The organism is Haloarcula sp. CBA1131, from assembly GCF_008728975.1.
Lineage (GTDB): Archaea > Halobacteriota > Halobacteria > Halobacteriales > Haloarculaceae > Haloarcula > Haloarcula hispanica.
Genome location: NZ_RPCY01000004.1, coordinates 153807 through 171100, shown reverse-complemented (window position 1 = coordinate 171100; position 17294 = coordinate 153807). Strand labels below are relative to the sequence as shown.

18 protein-coding genes and 3 pseudogenes are annotated in these 17294 nt (G+C 58.5%); 12 read left to right on the top strand and 9 right to left on the bottom strand.

Translation table 11 applies throughout. The annotated features are described in order from the left end of the window. Positions 1–113: 113 nt before the first annotated feature. From Har1131_RS22300 to Har1131_RS18550, 7 genes are all read left to right on the top strand, one after another. On the top strand, positions 114–920 hold the full coding sequence (locus tag Har1131_RS22300) for a hypothetical protein (RefSeq protein ID WP_225308181.1): 807 nt from the start codon (positions 114–116) through the stop codon (positions 918–920). After that, positions 917–3232, top strand: coding sequence for a VirB4 family type IV secretion system protein (locus tag Har1131_RS18575; RefSeq protein WP_225308180.1), 2316 nt, complete (start codon positions 917–919; stop codon positions 3230–3232). Before Har1131_RS22300 ends, Har1131_RS18575 begins: the two co-directional genes overlap by 4 nt. A gap of 5 nt (positions 3233–3237) precedes the next feature. After that, complete coding sequence (locus Har1131_RS18570) at positions 3238–3609, top strand: hypothetical protein (RefSeq protein ID WP_151147886.1); 372 nt, start codon at positions 3238–3240, stop codon at positions 3607–3609. Beyond that, on the top strand, positions 3609–4088 hold the full coding sequence (locus Har1131_RS18565) for a hypothetical protein (RefSeq protein WP_151147884.1): 480 nt from the start codon (positions 3609–3611) through the stop codon (positions 4086–4088). The genes Har1131_RS18570 and Har1131_RS18565 overlap by 1 nt, the downstream gene beginning before the upstream one ends. Continuing rightward, positions 4085–4837, top strand: a complete 753-nt coding sequence (locus tag Har1131_RS18560; protein WP_151147882.1) for a relaxase/mobilization nuclease domain-containing protein — start codon at positions 4085–4087, stop codon at positions 4835–4837. Before Har1131_RS18565 ends, Har1131_RS18560 begins: the two co-directional genes overlap by 4 nt. Continuing rightward, positions 4834–7038, top strand: a complete 2205-nt coding sequence (locus tag Har1131_RS18555; RefSeq protein ID WP_151147880.1) for a type IV secretory system conjugative DNA transfer family protein — start codon at positions 4834–4836, stop codon at positions 7036–7038. Before Har1131_RS18560 ends, Har1131_RS18555 begins: the two co-directional genes overlap by 4 nt. A 1156-nt stretch (positions 7039–8194) precedes the next feature. Further along, positions 8195–8500: a hypothetical protein gene (locus tag Har1131_RS18550; RefSeq protein WP_064287844.1), complete on the top strand. Its 306-nt coding sequence runs from the start codon at positions 8195–8197 to the stop codon at positions 8498–8500. A 9-nt stretch (positions 8501–8509) separates the two neighbouring features. On the opposite strand, the gene Har1131_RS21960 is transcribed toward Har1131_RS18550, so the two are convergent. From Har1131_RS21960 to Har1131_RS21950, 8 genes are all read right to left on the bottom strand, one after another. After that, the gene (locus Har1131_RS21960) at positions 8510–8662 is read right to left on the bottom strand and encodes a hypothetical protein (RefSeq protein WP_023842963.1); all 153 of its coding nucleotides are present in this window, start codon (positions 8660–8662) and stop codon (positions 8510–8512) included. 847 nt (positions 8663–9509) lie between these two features. Then, complete coding sequence (locus tag Har1131_RS18535) at positions 9510–10736, bottom strand: SOSS complex subunit B family protein (RefSeq protein ID WP_151147876.1); 1227 nt, start codon at positions 10734–10736, stop codon at positions 9510–9512. A gap of 599 nt (positions 10737–11335) precedes the next feature. Then, positions 11336–11608, bottom strand: a complete 273-nt coding sequence (locus Har1131_RS18530; protein WP_151147874.1) for a hypothetical protein — start codon at positions 11606–11608, stop codon at positions 11336–11338. Continuing rightward, positions 11565–11672: a hypothetical protein gene (locus Har1131_RS22795; RefSeq protein WP_370455101.1), complete on the bottom strand. Its 108-nt coding sequence runs from the start codon at positions 11670–11672 to the stop codon at positions 11565–11567. Before Har1131_RS22795 ends, Har1131_RS18530 begins: the two co-directional genes overlap by 44 nt. A gap of 473 nt (positions 11673–12145) precedes the next feature. Beyond that, positions 12146–12634 (bottom strand): hypothetical protein, encoded by a 489-nt coding sequence (locus Har1131_RS18525; RefSeq protein WP_151147872.1) that lies wholly within the window; start codon positions 12632–12634, stop codon positions 12146–12148. 132 nt (positions 12635–12766) lie between these two features. Further along, a complete protein-coding gene (locus tag Har1131_RS18520) occupies positions 12767–13132 on the bottom strand; it encodes a hypothetical protein (RefSeq protein ID WP_151147870.1) in 366 nt (121 codons plus the stop codon). Then, complete coding sequence (locus Har1131_RS21955; protein ID WP_004966779.1) at positions 13133–13270, bottom strand: hypothetical protein; 138 nt, start codon at positions 13268–13270, stop codon at positions 13133–13135. Between the two features lie 64 nt (positions 13271–13334). Beyond that, positions 13335–13490 carry a hypothetical protein gene (locus Har1131_RS21950; protein ID WP_191907508.1) on the bottom strand — a complete coding sequence of 52 codons (156 nt, stop codon included), beginning with the start codon at positions 13488–13490 and terminating at the stop codon, positions 13335–13337. 516 nt (positions 13491–14006) lie between these two features. Here Har1131_RS21950 and Har1131_RS18515 point away from each other — a divergent pair. Next, positions 14007–14396 (top strand): response regulator, encoded by a 390-nt coding sequence (locus Har1131_RS18515; protein ID WP_004966322.1) that lies wholly within the window; start codon positions 14007–14009, stop codon positions 14394–14396. Between the two features lie 108 nt (positions 14397–14504). Here Har1131_RS18515 and Har1131_RS18510 read toward each other — a convergent pair whose 3' ends face one another. Continuing rightward, the gene (locus Har1131_RS18510) at positions 14505–14762 is read right to left on the bottom strand and encodes a hypothetical protein (protein ID WP_225308170.1); all 258 of its coding nucleotides are present in this window, start codon (positions 14760–14762) and stop codon (positions 14505–14507) included. A 195-nt stretch (positions 14763–14957) separates the two neighbouring features. Here Har1131_RS18510 and Har1131_RS18505 point away from each other — a divergent pair. From Har1131_RS18505 to Har1131_RS22290, 4 genes and pseudogenes are all read left to right on the top strand, one after another. After that, a pseudogene (locus tag Har1131_RS18505) lies at positions 14958–15948 on the top strand (transposase). A gap of 85 nt (positions 15949–16033) precedes the next feature. Further along, positions 16034–16456: pseudogene (locus Har1131_RS22295) on the top strand (HEAT repeat domain-containing protein); the annotation flags it as partial. 101 nt (positions 16457–16557) lie between these two features. Further along, positions 16558–16632, top strand: a pseudogene (locus Har1131_RS22915) (HEAT repeat domain-containing protein); the annotation flags it as partial. Further along, positions 16630–17286 carry a HEAT repeat domain-containing protein gene (locus Har1131_RS22290; RefSeq protein ID WP_394349423.1) on the top strand — a complete coding sequence of 219 codons (657 nt, stop codon included), beginning with the start codon at positions 16630–16632 and terminating at the stop codon, positions 17284–17286. The pseudogene Har1131_RS22915 and the gene Har1131_RS22290, both read left to right, overlap by 3 nt. Positions 17287–17294 lie beyond the last annotated feature (8 nt).

Sequence of the window (17294 nt, the reverse complement as noted above, 5' to 3'; positions counted from 1 at the left end):
TACAACACGAACATCATCCACGAATCTCTTGGAGATACAACCAACTTCTGGGGGACTACACACTCGGGGAACTCATTCTGTTCCTCCTCCCGCCGTTTGGCTTCCTCGTCGCCATGGGAATGCCATTCGTGCCAGCAGCGTTGTTCTTCCCAGCGTTGGGTCTAGCAGCGCTTGCCGAAGTCTTCCTCTACATCCTCCACAAAGTCCGCCCGGACCACTACCGGCTGACTGAGTGGCTGCGAGTCAGACTGTTCTGGCTCGTCAAAAAGCACCACTACACCCACGACCAGGGCAATCAGGACACTCGCCAAGTCACGCGACTTGAGCGGATCATGCCCCACGGCATTGAGCGCGTCGACGGAGCGTACGTCGGCGCGGTCGAGGTCGAGCCCGCCAACATGGCCCTCCAAGACGACGAGAAATGGGACAAAGCCGTCACATCGCTCACACGCCTGTCAGAGTCGCTGACTGGGCGAGCGAAGCTTCACGTCACAACGGCCGAAGTCGACAACAAGTCCCATATCGAGTCCCACATCAACCGACTCGAAGATCCCGACGCAAAGAGCCATCCCATCTTCCGAGGGGTGTTGACAGAGTTCGTCAACCGCTACACCGACGACAGCGGCACCGTCGAGACCGAGACTGAGATCCAGCGCAAGTACTACATCATCGTCTGGGTCACCGACGATGATATTCACGACCTCCAGATGAACAGTGACTCCATCGCGGATTACCTTGCCGGGATGCCGGCTATTGGCCGACTGTTCGCTCGGTTCGACAGCGACACGCTCACTGAGGCCGAGCGAGAGGAGTTCAAAGCGAAGAAACTCCACGACCGACTCGGGACCGTCGATAGGGCAGTCAGCAACCTGTATCGGTGTCGTAGCCGCTCGGTCAGCCCCACGAACTGGCACACTTGACCGAGGATTACTGGGCCTGCGAAACACGGTCGGAACGCGAGTACGAAGAGGCGGCCTCCGTCTCCCCGGTGACGTACTCTGCTCGGGAACTTATCAAGCACGGCGAGGGTGCTGCAGCCCACGACGCTGCGGAGGGCATGGATACCGATGACGTTGGCGGGACCGACTACGAGGTCAATGAGACTGACTTCGTCTCCCAACTCCACCGACCGGGAGAGAACCATCGGTCGCTGGTCGCGCCAACAGATATCGAGTGGGAAGCCGACCACGCCCTCATCGATCAGGAGACGTACACGCGTTGCTTCTGGATCGAGACGTATCCCGAGCATCCGACCAATGGGATGCTTGAGCAACTACTGCTGGATACGGAGCTTGCCGTCGACGTCTCAATCCACATTGACCCATACGATTCTGATGCAGCAGTGTCGGTGATGAAAGAGTGGATCTCATCACTGAAGATGTTGCAAAACGACAAAGGCGAACTTGAAGCGGAAGATATCGAACAGGAAGTCAACCAGGCGAAGTACATCCGGCAGATGGTCCGACGGAACCACACGTCGCTGTTCCGTGTCGGAGCGTTCATCCGACTCACTGCGGAGACCGAAGAAGACCTCCGGAAGCAAACGAACCGGCTCGAAACGCTCCTACGAGACTCACCGTCGAACTGTGGAGTCAAACGAACGACCCGCCGGCAGGAAGAAGGACTGGTGACAGTCTCGCCGATTGGAGCCAATGAACTCGGGCAGAACCGGCTCTCCTCAATGACCGGGGACGCCCTCGGATCGCTGTTCCCGTTCTCGTCGAACTACCTCCGGATGGACAACGGCATCGAGTACGGACTGCACGGCCACAACGACTCCTCGCTGTTGATCGATCCATGGGAACTGGAAACCGGTCACTCGGAGCTGGTGACTGGAATGCCCGGCGGCGGGAAGACGCACGGCACGCAGGCTCGGGCGATGCGGATGCTGAAAAAGCGGTCGGACGTCAAGCAGATCTACATCGACCCGGTCGGCGATATGCACGGCAGCGCGAAGATGCTGGACGCAAAGACGATCACGATCAGCGGCGAGACGCCGCTGAACCCGTGCGAGATGCATCCGACGCCGCCTCATGTCCTTGAACAGTCCCCGGATATGCAGCCCGTCTCCGCCAAGAAAGACGAAGTGTACGGGGTCATCGAGAACTTCCTGCAATCCCGGGATGTCGATCTGGAGATGCACAGCGGCCTCATCACGTTCCTGATCGACAAGATATTCACTGAATCGGATATCGACCCAGCGGACCCGTCGACACATACGCCGGAGAACTCGCCGGACCTGAGTGACTTCCTCGAAGTCGTCGACCGCCTCCAGGAAGAGCCAGAAATGTTCCCGGGAGCGACGACAGAGTCCTCCCAGCAGAAAATCCAGCAGTACGCAAATGAACTCTCGATTGCGCTGCATCCGTTCCGGCCGGGGAGTACCTTCGGCAACCTCTCGAAAGAGTCGGACCTGCGGCTGATCGACGACAGCAGCAAGGCCGTCTATCTGGACCTCCAGCAGGTCGAAGGCTCGGGCAGCGGCCTCGGTAAGCAGTCGTTCATCATGCAGTTGCTGCTGAGCACGCTGTACCAGCAGGCGAAAAATATGCAGCAGAAGGTCGAGATCATCATCGACGAAGCTCACTACCTGTTCAACGACGACGCGAACTTGGAGTCGCTGAACCAGATTGCTCGGCACCAGCGCCACGCCGGACTGCGACTGGTGATGCTGTCTCAGACGCTCTCTGAGTTCGAGGACAAGGGAGCCGCTGAGGAAATCGCAGGAATGTGCCCGATCAAGGTGCATCACCGCGAGCCGGAACTGGGCGACGAAACCGCAACGAGCGCTGGGCTAACGAGCGAACAGCAGTCCTACATCCAGCACGCCGAAGCCGGCAAGGAGTCGCTGGGTGACGGACAGGGCTACTCACAAGCGCTGGTTCGCGTCGACGAACATGGCGATTACCCGCTGACGATCAAGACGTCGTGGGAGGAAAAGCAGATCATTGACCTCGACGCTGACGCGGAAGATGCGCTCGACGTTGTTGCTCACGAGGCTGACTCCCGCGCTGCTGATTTCGAAGAGTTCGTCCATTCCAAAGCAGTCGAGCAGGAGCTAGCGAATCGTGGATTGTCCCCGGAGAAGGCTGAACACGTCCTCAACGGACTCAGCGAAGACGAGTTGGTGGACGTGGTGTCTGTAGCACTTGACCAGACACAGCCAGAAGCAGTTGTCGCTGACGGTGGTATCGAGACAGAGACTGATGCGGAGTTCGGCACTACGGAGTGATTCACATGGATGAAAGTATCACATTCTCGATGAGCGCAGAGAAAAAGAAACAGATTGTAACGCAAGCTGAGAAGAACGACGAAACGGTAACTCAGTTCCTGCTTAAAGCGGCAGAACAGCGTATATCTCGTGAACTGCAGGAGCAACGTGCTAACGAACTAGGGGTTGCAGATGAACTGCAAGACCTTGCTGATAGCGTCACTGGCGAAGTGAGCGCTGCAACGGATATCGACACAGATCAAGAACTGTGTCACACTGTGGCATTGTGGGAGTTGATTTCGAGTAAGTATGATGCTGATACTCGGGCTGCCGCAATGGAGGAAGCCCCAGAGAAACTGCAGGAGCAAGTAGAGAAAGTTGGCGGAGGTGATGACTGATGACAGAGCGAGATGAAGTTCTTCAGATATACACGACCAGCGAAAACAAGGAATGGATCAAAGAGCGGGCTGAAATAGAGGGCAAGACGATCTCGGATATCGGCCACAGTCTCGTTGAAGAGTATATTGACCGCGAAACTGGTGAAACCCAGTTTGAGAGGTACGGGACTGATACGCAACTCGAACTCGTCATGGAGAATATTCGGAGTGATATCACGGCTGAGCTAGACGAGTTCAAAGCCGAGACGCTGGAGGAACTGAAGACGGTCCAGAAGGTCCGGACAGCATACACCATCGCTATCTGGAAACTACTGCAGGAGGACCACGATGATGCACATCTCAGATTAGCGATGAAGTTTGCGACCGACCGCATTGGACGGGAGCCAGCTACAGAGGCAACAAGCGAGGGTGACACAGACTCAGGAGAACAGGGTCGTGAGTCCTCGGTGGCGACTAATGCTGGGGGTGACGGTGCATGATACTGCCAACGGATTATCAGCGGAATGGAGCAGGGAATCTCGTTGATTACATCCGGCGCGACCGGGACCAGGACGCCGGCGCGACAGTTGACCTACGGAATCCGGCCGGGCGAGAACTGTCCGACCCAGAGGTGAATCGGTTCGTCGACAAGAGTCGAGAATTCGGATTTCAGCGGCATCTGATCGTCTCTCCTGACCCCACTGGAGAATACTCACCAGAAGAGGTGAATGCCAACACTCGGGAACTTATGAACCGCGAGTTCGCCCGGCAGCCGACAACTGACTACGTATACGGTGTCCACCAGAATACGGAGTTCCCACACGCACACGTCGCGGCAACTGGGGAACCAGCAGAGCTGGAGATGGATCGCGAAGATATCCGACAGATGCGCGAACAAGCAGCGGTCGTATTTGAAGAACCCGCTCGAACACGCGACCCAACGGCTGCCCCTCGCGATGCTCCGGAGGACATTGGCCGGGTCGTGGATGAAGAAGCTCGGGAGCAGTACCACGAGGCAGAACTGTCGCTGAACCCCGAAGCACAAAAAGCCCTCAAGCGGGCGACTGAGAAGAGCCAGCAGAAAGACGTCGGACACACGGCTGAGAAAGCGAGCGATGAGCGCCAAACTGAGCCACTCTCAGAACGTGCTGCGGAGAGAGCCGAAGAACAGGCGGCAACTGAACGCGAACCCGAAGTTGATATTGAACGCGAGCAGGAACCCGAACGCGAAGTCGGGTGGTGGCAGTGAGTTCTAGTTCCTCTGCACCACCGGGACAACGCTCTGGCGAAGTCCCGAATAGCCTCAAGTACGACAACGTCGTCGGGTTCGTCTGGGCCGGGTTCATGCTGCTTTTCCCACCGATGATCGTCGATAGTGACAAGGTCCTTCCGAAGCGGTTCTGGGCGTGGCGCTACATCTACCTCGGGTTCGGACTCATCAGCACGGCGTTCTTCTATGACGTGCTTGTCCAGACACCCAGCGCAGCGCTGTTGTTCCCGTTCGCACACGTTCTGGCTGCTATCTCAGTGGGGACACTGTTCGCTGACTTCACCGTGCCCGGCCTGTCACTGCCGATGGTCTCGTACTCGACCACGGTGATCCTGTATGCCATCTCAATCGGTATCGTGTTCTCAGGGGAACTACTCCGCCGGACCTCGCCGGAAATGCTCGCGATGAACCAGTGGGACCACGACGACGGAGAGTCCGTTGTCCCGCTCGAAGAAGTCTCTCACGAACACGAAGAGGCCGAAATGCCGTTCACGCTCGATCAAGATGTCTCTACAGCCGTCGTGGGCGAGACTGGGTCGGGCAAGACGTCGATGATGAAACTACTGGCCTACCAGTTCCCGTACTACAGTAACACGGCAGTCATCGCTCACGATACTGGCGAGGACTTCCAAGAGTTCTATTCGGAGCTGGGCTTTGAGGTTCAGCGCATCCGCCACGAAGATAGCGATGTGGTCTGGAATCTGTTCAAGGACGCCGATTCGGAGTCGGACTTCCGCGAGGTCGCCGGCGCGATCTTCGGCGAAGCCGACGGCCACGACCCGTTCCATCGGCCCGCAAAACAGACTTTCGCGGAGATGCTGATGTACCTGCATCTCAGCGCACAAAAGAACAATCGCCGTCACGCGCTCTGTCATGCCGATATCGTCTCACTACTCAACGAGGGCCATATCGCGCTCAAGAAAGCCCTTGACGAGTTCGACCGGCTGGACTCAGGTCATATCGACCCTGACAAGGGCAAAGGCGCACAGAACGTCTACCAGACTATCAAGGAGAACGTCGATCCCGTCTTCACCGGTGACTTCGGGGACTACGGGGAGTTCTCCCTGCAAGAGTACATCGAGAACCCGGAAGGCCGGGTCCTCATCATTGACTCGAACCCAACGGAACTGGAAACGCTCGGGCCGATGTACCAACTGCTCGTAGACTGGTCGATCCGCTACGCGATGAATGCCTCGAACCCGACAGTCCATATCCTCGACGAGATTGATGCGCTGCCGGCGCTCACTCAGGTAACGAATCTTACGGCGCGAGGCCGGAAACACAAGGCTCGGGCACTGGTCGGCGTCCAGACAATCGGCCAGCTCAAGGACACGTACAGTACAATCTCTGGGATTGTCGGCAACTGCCCGCAAGGCGTTTACTTCGGTCCGGGTGACAGCGAGTCGACGGACTTCATCCTCGACGAACTCGGCGAGAGTCGGCAGTATGACCGCTCCGAAATGGTGTCGATGAGCCACCAGGGGCGCGGCGAAAACCCGCGAACGCAGGCTCGGGACACGTACAAAGAGAAGGACAAAACACCGGTCACGTCTGGCTTGCTTCGAGACTTCCAGCCCGGCGAGTGCGTTGCCGTCTCTCGGACGACGTGGGTCCACGGGCAGTCTTATGAACTGGCTGATGTTCGCGATAGCCTCCCGGCGCAGGGTGCGGAGTCGCCGGGCAGTTCAGAACCGGAACCCTCTGAGGATGACACCGACATAGAGAGTGACAGCTGGTTCTCGTTCACTCGGGCCCGACTTGATGATGTGCTCTATGGGTCACTTGGTGAGGACGACGACGATGAGTCCAAAGAGAGTGGCCCGGATCGTGACGCCGAAGTCGAGCCGACCGTCGACGCGACAGACGGGTTGGGCGACGACGAGTCGACCGACCCACTTGACCAGACAACAGCAAACACTGCCGTCACGTCCCCGGACACAGACCACCCGAACCTATCAGATGAAGAATGTGAGTACGACGGTGGCGATCACGACCAGCAGTCCGACGACAACAGCGGTGACTTCTCCTCTGACGAGTCACCGAACCCCACCACTGATGAGACGGAAGCCGCTGAGAAAGGAGATGCTGAATCGGCCTCAGAATCAGACGCTACTGAGACTGATGAGCAAGACAAAACAGAGTCAGAAGAGAAGGGGCACGACCCGGCTGGGTTCATGTGACTGCCTCTCTACAGAGTAACGATACCATCTAAGAAATTCTATACTTTTGCGGATAATCTCTTGATCTCCCTTTGGTTGTTGACTGATAGAGTCCTTTGGCTGTAGCCCCTCAATAGAGCCATTATCAGATATCCAGTAAAGTCTCTCCAGCTAACTGATTCTGGGTGAAATCGCCAGACGGAATCGGTTTTGCTCCTATCTGAATCTATTAGCTAAGTGACTGATTCGTACAAAATCGCAATACGTGGCGGGTGTGATTCACCGAATAATTGGTCCTTTAACTTGCCGTGCTTTGCGGGGCGTTCTGAGAGCGATTTTTGCGAGAAATGCATAGGCAATCTAACAGTGGGAGAGCGGGTCGATAGACCCGACACAAACAGGGGTACGAATCCGCTCAGGCCACCTGTACTCAAACCTATTGGGGAACAGATATGTCTCACCTCACTCCCCAGAGTCCGACCGGGACTGCACACGGCAGGCCAGTCCCACCGAGCGCCATGTGAGTCCACTGCCCCAAGCACGTCGTCGGCCACCGACGTCCAGGGCCACGCCGATCACGACCACACTCGAGTTGAGCCAGTGCTGGCAGACCCACGCTCGACCCTCGCTCGCTTCGGCCCCTCGTGGCGCACACCTTGTCGCTCACCGGTCGGCGACCACACCATCATGTCCGGTGGTTTGTATCTGAAACCCAACAAGTACAACACGCCTTGTTTTCGCACTCTCCAAATACCGTAATTCAGTGTGGCATTCAGCTGGGGGACTGTCCGATTCCCGGCGGGGATCGCGCCCGCTACTGCAGGCACGATTGGACCGGCGTGAGGCGCGCGACCGCGCCGAGCGCAGCGCCCCGTCGTCCGAGTGAGTGAGAGTGAACGAGGACAGGACAGACGAGCATCGCGAGTCTGTCAGTGGCGTCGCGCGCTGGGACACTCCACCAGCCATCCAGCCCAGTTGCGCCCCGGCCGGCAGACCCACGCCTGCGCTACATCCGACACTCCGTGGAATCGGTATCTCGACGTGTGCCAGCTGGGGGAGCCAGCCCAACCCGGAGCTTTTTGAGCGATGACGGGCAAGTCTGAATCGCATCGTTCTCATGTCACAGCCACACTTTTCTCCAGAGCAACAGCCATCCGACCAGCGTCAGATTCCGAGCATGGAAACGATCGGGCCGGTCGTCGACGAAGTGATCGACATCGCCCGCCGAGAACTCGATGCACCGCTGTCAGTGAAAATCAAAACATGGGAGGATCGCGAGTTTCTGGTGCGTGTCAAGCACGGCTCAGCACCAGGCGTAAACACCCGGTATGGATACGAGACAGCAATCCAGTATCACAGTGATCGGGAAACCGTCGAAGCCTTCCTGATCGAAGAGGATACCCACACTGATGAAGCAGAACGCCTCCTGAAGATGGAACTCGGAACGATACCCGATCCAGTACCAGAAAAAATTGGGGAGTAGACGACTGATTTACTTGTCTGTCAGTTCTCGATGGCAGTCCTCACAGACCTGCTCGTACTCTTCATCGCGCTCTGGGTCGTAGAAGGACCCGGCGCGAAACCGCACGGGGTTGTACCGGGTATTGAAGACTTCCTCACAGCGTGGACACTGGACGTCACCCATTTGAGATATCACCTCCCAGCGGCCCTGTCTGGCCGCCACCCGCCTGCAGCCACACAAAATCGAGATGTTCCGCCCGGGATACCGGGACCAGAAACTGAGTCGCCCGTGCTCACCGAAGGAGTTGCTTGAGGCGGAATTTGAGCCGCCGTGACAGTGAGGCAGTGACCTTCGGATGCGTCGGGGGCAGTGCAATGTCGAATACGACCTCGGCGTCGTCTTCTGTGAAGGTCTGGTGACCGTGACTGTCTGCTTCTCTGTACGTCTCAAACTCTCTCTCGCAGTCTGGACACTCCCAGTTCATGGTTCTGACCGACGGCCCCAATTGGCCGCCACCCGCCTGCGGCCACACAAAATCGAGGTGTTTCCGCCCGAGACGCCGGGCCCAGAAAGCAACTAACCAACAGCTCCCCAGAGTGCGCCGACTTTGTTGGTTAAGACGAAGATTCCCCCACTCACCGGCAAGAGCGGTTCCCGTCCACTTCCCGGCGGCGGGCCGGGATCGCGCCCGCTACCGCAGGCACGATGGACCGCCGCGAGGCGCGCGAGAGCGCCGAGCGGAGCGTCCCGTCGGCGTCGCGCGCTGTCGCGACCCATCAACCACCCAGCCCCAGTTGCTCCTGGGCCGGCTGGCCCACGTCCACGCACACACCAGAACATCGGCTCTCTCACAGCCCCCACCAGACTGACCCACGTTGACGCGCTGGTGCGGTGGCGTACCAGTCCGTGCGCGCGGTTGTCTCGCCGCCGCCCGCTGTGCCGGAGGCGGCGGCGAGGCCGCGTGCGCGAGCACCGTCGCACCGCCCGAGGAAGCCCCCCGCTCGGTGGGGGACGCCCCCGGTGTCGGGCGTCAGTCGGCCGTCTGTCCGTTCTTCACATCCCGGTAGGTCGAGGTGAAGACCGTCACCGGCCCATCACCTTCGTTCTCAGCCTCGTCGTCTGAGTGGACCATGCCCTGATGAGTGGCGGCCCCATGCTCAGTGTCGAACAGGTCCGAACATCCGGGTTCAGGACAGCGGGCCTTGCCGAGCGTCACGGCGACCGCGCGGTCAGAATCCCGCTCGTTGGCCCACTGATGGGTGTCTGACTCGGCCTCCCACGACGCCGCCGTTCGACTATCGCCGGACGAACCGAACGAGCCGCCCCCGTGTCCGGTGGGCGCGGGACCGTCGCCGCGCTCGATGATGCACATGAGCGTGTCGCTCGTGACGGCCACCGTCTTGATACCGTTGTAGTCGTCGGGCTTGCCTCCGGAAATCCGAACTCTGTCGCCCTCGCGGAGCGTGCGCACCATCTCGCCGCCATGCATGGACTTGCCCCAGACCGTGACCTTCGCGCTCGTGCCCTCGTCGTCCTCGATATAGAGGACTTGGTACTGGTTCCGTGCGTCTGGCTCCGCGATGATGTGGGTCACTTCGCCCTCGACCGTACACTCGTAGCCGTAGGGCGAGACATCCGCGATAGGCGTGGGAGTTGCCAGTTCGTTCTGGGCCTCGTCCAAGACCGTAAAGGAAGCCTCATACAGGCTGTTACAGTCGCCCATCTGCCCGGACACAAGGGCCGCGAGTCGGCGGCCTGCTGCCGCTCGTGACAGACTGGTTTTGTCTGCCAGCGTCGCGGCCTGCTGGTTGACTCGCGCCAGCGTGTCGCGGTCCATCCACTGCCGGGGGTCAGCCGGGGAACGGAACCCGTCAGCCCGTCCGGTTTCCGCGTCGGTGAGCTGGCGAGCCGAGGCTTCGCGGTCGGCACCGTCGACGTGGGCGCGTGCGACCTCGGAGTGTCGGGCTTGCTCGGCTTCGCGTCCGTGGCGTTCTTCCTGCTGTTCCAGCGTTTCGCCAAAGCGCCGGTCCGGACCAACCTCGGTCGAGCGGGTCCAATCATATGCCTCCTCCTGCCGGGCGTAGAAGTTACCACGGCTATCGCTACCCCGATTCATCCTGAAATCGAGTTCGTCGCCGTGTTCGGTCTCTGCAACCGCCTCTAGAAGCTGTTCGGGGCCACCCTCGACGTGGGCCGAAAGGGAAACCGTCTGGTTGCTTGCCGATGCTTTCTTACCGCTGGAATTGCTAGCGTACATTGTCTTTCTGACACCACGGAAAGACACTTGTCGGGTGCTGCTACACCCGATTTCTGCGGCGTGAACTGCCCTGCCAGCGCCGCGTGCGTCGTGTCTTTCCGTACTTAATGGCATGGGTGCCGGCTAGTTAAAGGTAACGGACCATTTGGGTTGTTTCAAGTGCAATATTCGGGTGTCTGAGTGGTTTCTAAGCGGCGTCTTGTGTTTCGCGTTTCGAGGGAGAATAGTATATAAAGACTGTCGGTGGTTGACACCCCGGCGGGCGGTCCCATCGTGTGCGGTTGCGGTGAGCCAGCATCCCGCGCGGCCAAGCGAGTGCCGGATGGGTGAAAGCCCGGCAGCGCAACGAAGTGAGCAGCCCGGAACACAGCGACTGCAAGGAGCGTCCTCGTTCCGGCGAGGGAGCGCCGGCCGCGCGGGTTCCTCAGCCGGATCGCGCGCGACTCCGACGCGTGCGTTCGATTCTGCTGTGTTGTGCCGTAGCAGTCGGGTGGGACTGAAAGGGGCACGCCGCTGGCGCTTGTTGTAGTCGGGTCAGCGACCCCTATCCGAACGGAGTGAGGATATGTCGCTGAGCGACCGCCAGCGGCGTGGGGCTTTCAAGGTGTGCTGGTCCGACACCGAGTCCGTCGTCGCGATACCGTTTGGAGTGGTGCCGCCAGTCCCAGAAGTCCCGTCGAAGTCAGTCGTGCCGCCGACGTCAGCGTACCGAGTCCCGCCACCAGCAGTCCCTCAAGTCCCGCCATCCGAAGTGCTGCCTCCCCCGACACCGTCACGAGTGCCACACGACTCGCCTCCAGGCCAAGCAGTTCCAGAATCCCCTGCTCGCTACACACGAGACACATGCCACTCGCACCCTCTCCGCCGGCCATCGGTCCACGCACCGGCTCCGGCAAGAGCGAGCGTGCCGCCCAGCGGCGGCTGCCCGGTGGTCAGACGACACCCCAGCCAACCACCCGTCTCTGGCCGTCAGTCCCACGCCGACGCACACTCGTCTCTCGCTCTCTCAGCCCGCCTGCCAGCCCCACGCTGCTATCCACCAGTCATACCTCTGTTTCGCCCGGCCGTCTGCCCCACGCTGAGAGGGACCGACTGCCAGCGCCAGTGCAGTCGTGTCCCTCTCGCTCTCCAACCGCGCGCGACCCCGACGTGCGCGTCGTCACTCCCCGGAAACGCAGACCAGCGATTCTACATAACTCGCTGGTGGCCCTCCGCGCAGGTGACGACAGGCTCGGTACGCGGGTCACGAGCGCGTGGGTCTGCCTCGACGTCGACAGTCTCGGTCTTGACGATGTTTGCGTCACAATCCTTTCTCGGGCATGAATCAGGAGTCTCCGACATTCGTGTTCTTCACCAGCCAGGAACACACAAAATCGGGTTCGACGAAAACTGACTGCCGCAGCTCTCCCTCAGAAGTGGACGTCGGCGGGGACGATCCAGAGGTTATCACTCTCGTCCAGAAGCCGGTCAAGCTGCGTCCGATCGCGAATCCCGCATCCGTGTTCCTCGTACAGTGCAATCTCTGGACCCTTGGCGGCTCCGACTCTCTGGAACGCACATCGAGCGAGGTCTTTGTCGCGCATAATCTCCTCGTCTGAAAGCTCGTCGAGGGCATCTTTGACCGTCTGGAGATTACGCTCGAACGCTGACTTCGTTGTCTCCCAGCCATCCCCAAGGAGTTCTTGGCCGGCCTCGGAGTCGACCGGGGCTGCGGTCGGACGCTCGCCCCACCGGGATTGGCCTGCGACAGTGGAACTCTCGTCGAACGTGACGTAGTAGTCGAACACTGCGTTTGAGTGCCTGTCGACGCCGACCAAGTTGTCGAAAACGCCTTTGCCAGCGGCGAGTGCTGCGTCTGCTGTCGATGCCTCAACGAGCGCGTAGATGAGCATATGCATTGGTATATCGTGACCTGCCGGCGCTCCACGCACTGCAGTCAGTGCGACGCCGGCACCCTCGTCGGCGCACACAAAAGTACGCCACACGAAGCCGGTCTGACATCGAGCCCGCTCTAGAAGCTGGCGTCTTGCTTATAGGAGGCGAGCGAGGGACTGCTTGAGACGACCCTTCACGCCGGATGTTGTGAAGACTTCAATCTCGACGACACAAGAGCACAGTAGCAACAGCTCGCCACACGCGGGGCACTCCTCGTAGTCGCACAACCGATGATGTATCTCGCCGTGCTCGACGCCACACGCAGGACACGACTGGTCGCGCCACCGTTCGAGGTCGACGGTAACGGCCCGTTCGTTGCTCTGGAGGACTTGCAGCTTGTACGTGAGATACTGGCTCCCCTCGCCCCACGGGATCGGGTCATGGGCTTGCCCGTTGACGTAGTAACGCTTGTCGACACACGCCGACGCCGACCGTGGCCGGCGGCAGTCGGGACAACACATCTATCTCTCACCTCGGGGACGCCCCTGAAACACCTCGCCACTCGTCTGTGCCTGTCGGTGTTGGGCACGAATGTCTGGTCGGTCGTCGGCTTCGGTGCTTGGAGACTGTTCGTCGACGGACTGCTGTTCGGTGCTCATGTTCGGGAAACCCCTCACCCCATCGGGGGACACAAAATACGGGTGAGTACGCGACCGACAGCACTCAGGCCTCAGCGACGTCCCAGACAGAGAGATGACCACTGGAACAGACGCCGGCGTGACGCCCGACAGCCATGCAGGGCCCGTACGCTCCGTCGACAGACGCGATGCGCTCGGCGTAGACGATCGGCGCGTCGCACTCGTCGGTTCTGCAGGTCATATGGTTGGATGAGTCAACTGGACATCACGCATCGCCCTCCATCGCTTGGTGACGGAGCTCACTTTCGTCTGGTAGATCCCAGCCGTGGTACTCGCGAGCGATGTGGTGCACTCGCCTGACGTTGCCCACGACGCCGGCTTCTGGAGACTACTGTGCCTCAACACGCTCTTTCAAAAACTCAGTTACGATTAATTAACTCTCCGCTACTAACTGGGTGTCTGCCGGTGCTACACACCATATTCCATATGAAAATCTGGAGTGTTTTGTTATGGCTTATATAACAAGTCGTTACTCATTATCTTAGGCGTGTCTTTGAGATATGGCCGCTCGGTATGTTTACGTACTGAATAGGCGGTTCTTTTTGACAGTTCTGAAAATAATCACCTTGCGAACTGTTCTGTGACACCTTACTGGCAGTGACATCCGTGGGCCGCGCACGGCGCAAAGTCCGCGCTAGCTATCAAATATGATAATTGTGCCCATGTCGTTTTTGCAAATGTCATAAAATAGCTAAATATGTCGAGTAGTGTTCAAGAGGCAATCCAAGTCCTCCATGTTGATGATGAACCGGACTTTCAGGACCTCACTGTGGAATTTCTTGAACGCGAAGACGAGCAGTTCAGTGTCGTCGTAGCTTCTGGTGCCACCGAGGCTCTAGAAATAATCGACAACGACAAGCCAGACTGTGTCATTTCAGACTTCGATATGCCCAGAGTAGATGGACTTGAATTTCTACAAATGATTCGGATAAAGTATCCACAACTCCCGGTTGTTTTCTTCACTTCGCAGGACCGTGAGACGATTATTGGTAGTGCTATCGCCGTCGGTCCCACAGGCTATGTAAAAAAGGAGGCAACTGCTGAACAGTACGAATTTCTAGCCGAACAGATTCGCAGTACGATGTAGTGACCAAACCGCGACTTATCGGACAAGTCGTAATTACGCTAACGTCGGGATTTGGAATTAACCACGACGTTCGTTGGACGCCGTAACACGCCTCGAAAAGTGAATAAGTTACGCGCGCTCTCTATCTACCTCAACCAAATATTCAATAACAAAATCCCACTCGTCGAGATCATAGTGAATCGTTGCGACGTGAGTCTTTGGCTCATATTCGCCTGGATTGATATTTGCTCGCACTGCGTCCCAGGCTGGTGTCTTGAGGTCCATTTTCTGACCGTGGTCGCTCTCATCGCGGATGTCCGGCGGTTCCGAATCAGTGGTTGAACCGAGGCCGCCAGCTTCCCTCACAACAATCTTTTCGTACCTCATACTGTCTTTACTCATCACCTTCCTTCCAGAGATAAATCTGCTCGTTTGACTCTGTTTCGACGGCGTCAATCATCGGGAGGTTGTCGGATAGTGACGCTGGATCGACCAGCGGTCATGCCGGACCAGTATTGCGACAATATGAGGGTGTCATAGAACAGTTACCACACCAAAGAGCAGGGTGAATGCTGAGGTGGTATGGACTCAGCGACCCTGCAAAATGATCCTTCGGTAGAGTCGTTCTTTAATGTCGTGGAGACAGAGACGCTTGCGTTGTTTGAGCACCTTTCCTTCGAGTTTCTCGAAGAGTTCGACGTGTTCGCCCGACGGAGACGGGGCGAACACGAGAGCACGAACCCCCAGAGCTGATGCGTGGCTTCCTCCACTGCTATTACAAAGACATCTACGGGATTCGTCCTGTTGCAAGAGAGCTGCACAACACGGTTGTCTGGCTTGGCTGTGGCTTTGATTCACCGCCGTCCAGAGATGCGGTTGATCGCTTTCTCACCGATCTTGAACACGTCGTCGACGACGTATTCGACCGGTTCGTTGAGCAGGCCGCCCGCCGCGGCCTGCTCGACTTGACCTACTGTATCGATTCAACTGACGTGAGGGCGATGCCCGCCGATCAAGACGCGTCGAAATGCTATGATCCAACCGACGACGAGTACTACTACGGCTACGGCTGCACGATCGTCTCGACCGGACAAAAGATCCCGATTGCGGCGGAGTTCACAGAGAGTAAGCAAGCGCCAGAAGAGACGGCGATGCGCGTCACATGTGACGCGCTCGCCGTCGCCACACGATCTGGATGATCGGTGACAGCGCCTACGACACACTCGACTGGCACGACCACCTGCTGGCTGCAGGGGTCGTGCCAGTCGCCCCGTACAACGCGCGAAACACCGACGATCCGAAAGACATCGAGTACAGGGTCGAAGACCGTATTGAGGAACACAGCGAGGACGTTCAGCTGAAGCAATCAACCTTGGACGAGACGTACAACCGCCGAACTGGAGTCGAGCGAACCAACGAATCAGTGAAGGACTGCGGCCTCGGGCGTGCGTTCGCCCGAGGCCGCGTCCACGCACGAGCACAGGTATTTATCGCCCTGTGTCTTCGTCTCGTCGTCGCAATCACCAACTACGAACGCGGAGACAATCCGGGAAGCACAATCATCACGGTGTGAGAAGAGTTCTATGACACCCTCACAATATGTTTAACACTAAACAGAACCATGACGAAGTTACTAATATCAACCGGAGGCTGCATGGGTGTTCAACGACGAACCGGGTGATAACGAGACGTTCCTGTATAAACTTGAACGGGAATCAGAAGTTCAGAAGCTCATCGCACACCTAAAACGGAGCAAGAAGACCTACGTCCGACGACGAGCGGCCACAATGCTGGGGAACATTGCAGAAATCTCGGATCCCAACGAGCGACGCCAGGCTGTCAAAGCACTGGTCAGCGCTATTAAAACGGATGAAGACGACAGCGTTCGAGCGGCTGCGATCGACGCGTTGTATCAGCGTGGCGAGGACGCGTTCGACTATCTGGTCGCAGAAATCGCTGAGATGGGAGGCTCAGAGGCAACTGAGCGAACCGCGACAACACTGCTAACCGAGTGGCTCTCAGCTGACCACCTTGAGTTCCGGATGGTCGCGGCGACGGCACTTGGCGAACGTGGTGCGACGGCGGCTGTCCCGGACCTGGTTAGGGCGTTAACTGACCCGGCCCTCGCGTTCGAACCCGGGCTGCGCAGGCGTGTGGGCGACTGTCAGATCCGCGAGTCGTCCCACCACTAAGTGAGCGCCTTTCAGATGGTCGACAGCAAGTGCGGGAAGCTGCCGCTAACGCACTGGGGGCCATCGGCACGGACCGCGCGCTTGCAGAGTTGGTTCCCGTAACCCAGGCAGACGAGGAGGGGCTTCGGCTCATTGCGGTCGATGAACTCGGACAGTTTGGGTCGGTAAAACCTGTCGTGGTCCTTGTTGATGCCCTTGATGACGACTCAACGACGGTCCAGCGGGCAGCGATGCTCTCCCTGCTGGAGTTACTCACGACGGCCTCCACAGAGGAACTCGAACTCATTTGCGGGACCGTTGTCGACGAACTGGCTCGAGCAGATATCCAGGCAACAGTGCCGGCGCTACTTGATATCGCTGCAGACGGGACACGGCGGCGGTACCGGCAGACAGCGATTTGGTTGTTGAGCCGCATTACTGGTGACCGATATCGATCCGAAGTGATTGACTGCCTGCTCCCGGCTATAGACAAGCCCGACGAGGAAACCGCACAGCTAGCCGAAGCAGTGCTCCCAGAGCTACGGAGTCCCGAGTTAGAGAAGCGCCTTCGGGTGTATCTTAGCCGTGAACGTGGATCCGAAGAGGCACGGAGCCGCGCTCAAGCAGTTCTTGATGAGATATGCGACGGCTCCTCGGGAGAACTTGTGACAACGGGTGTCGACTATACATATGTCGACAGTCCGGCCGACTACACGAACCAGCACAGTTCGCGTGACTGACTGCACCT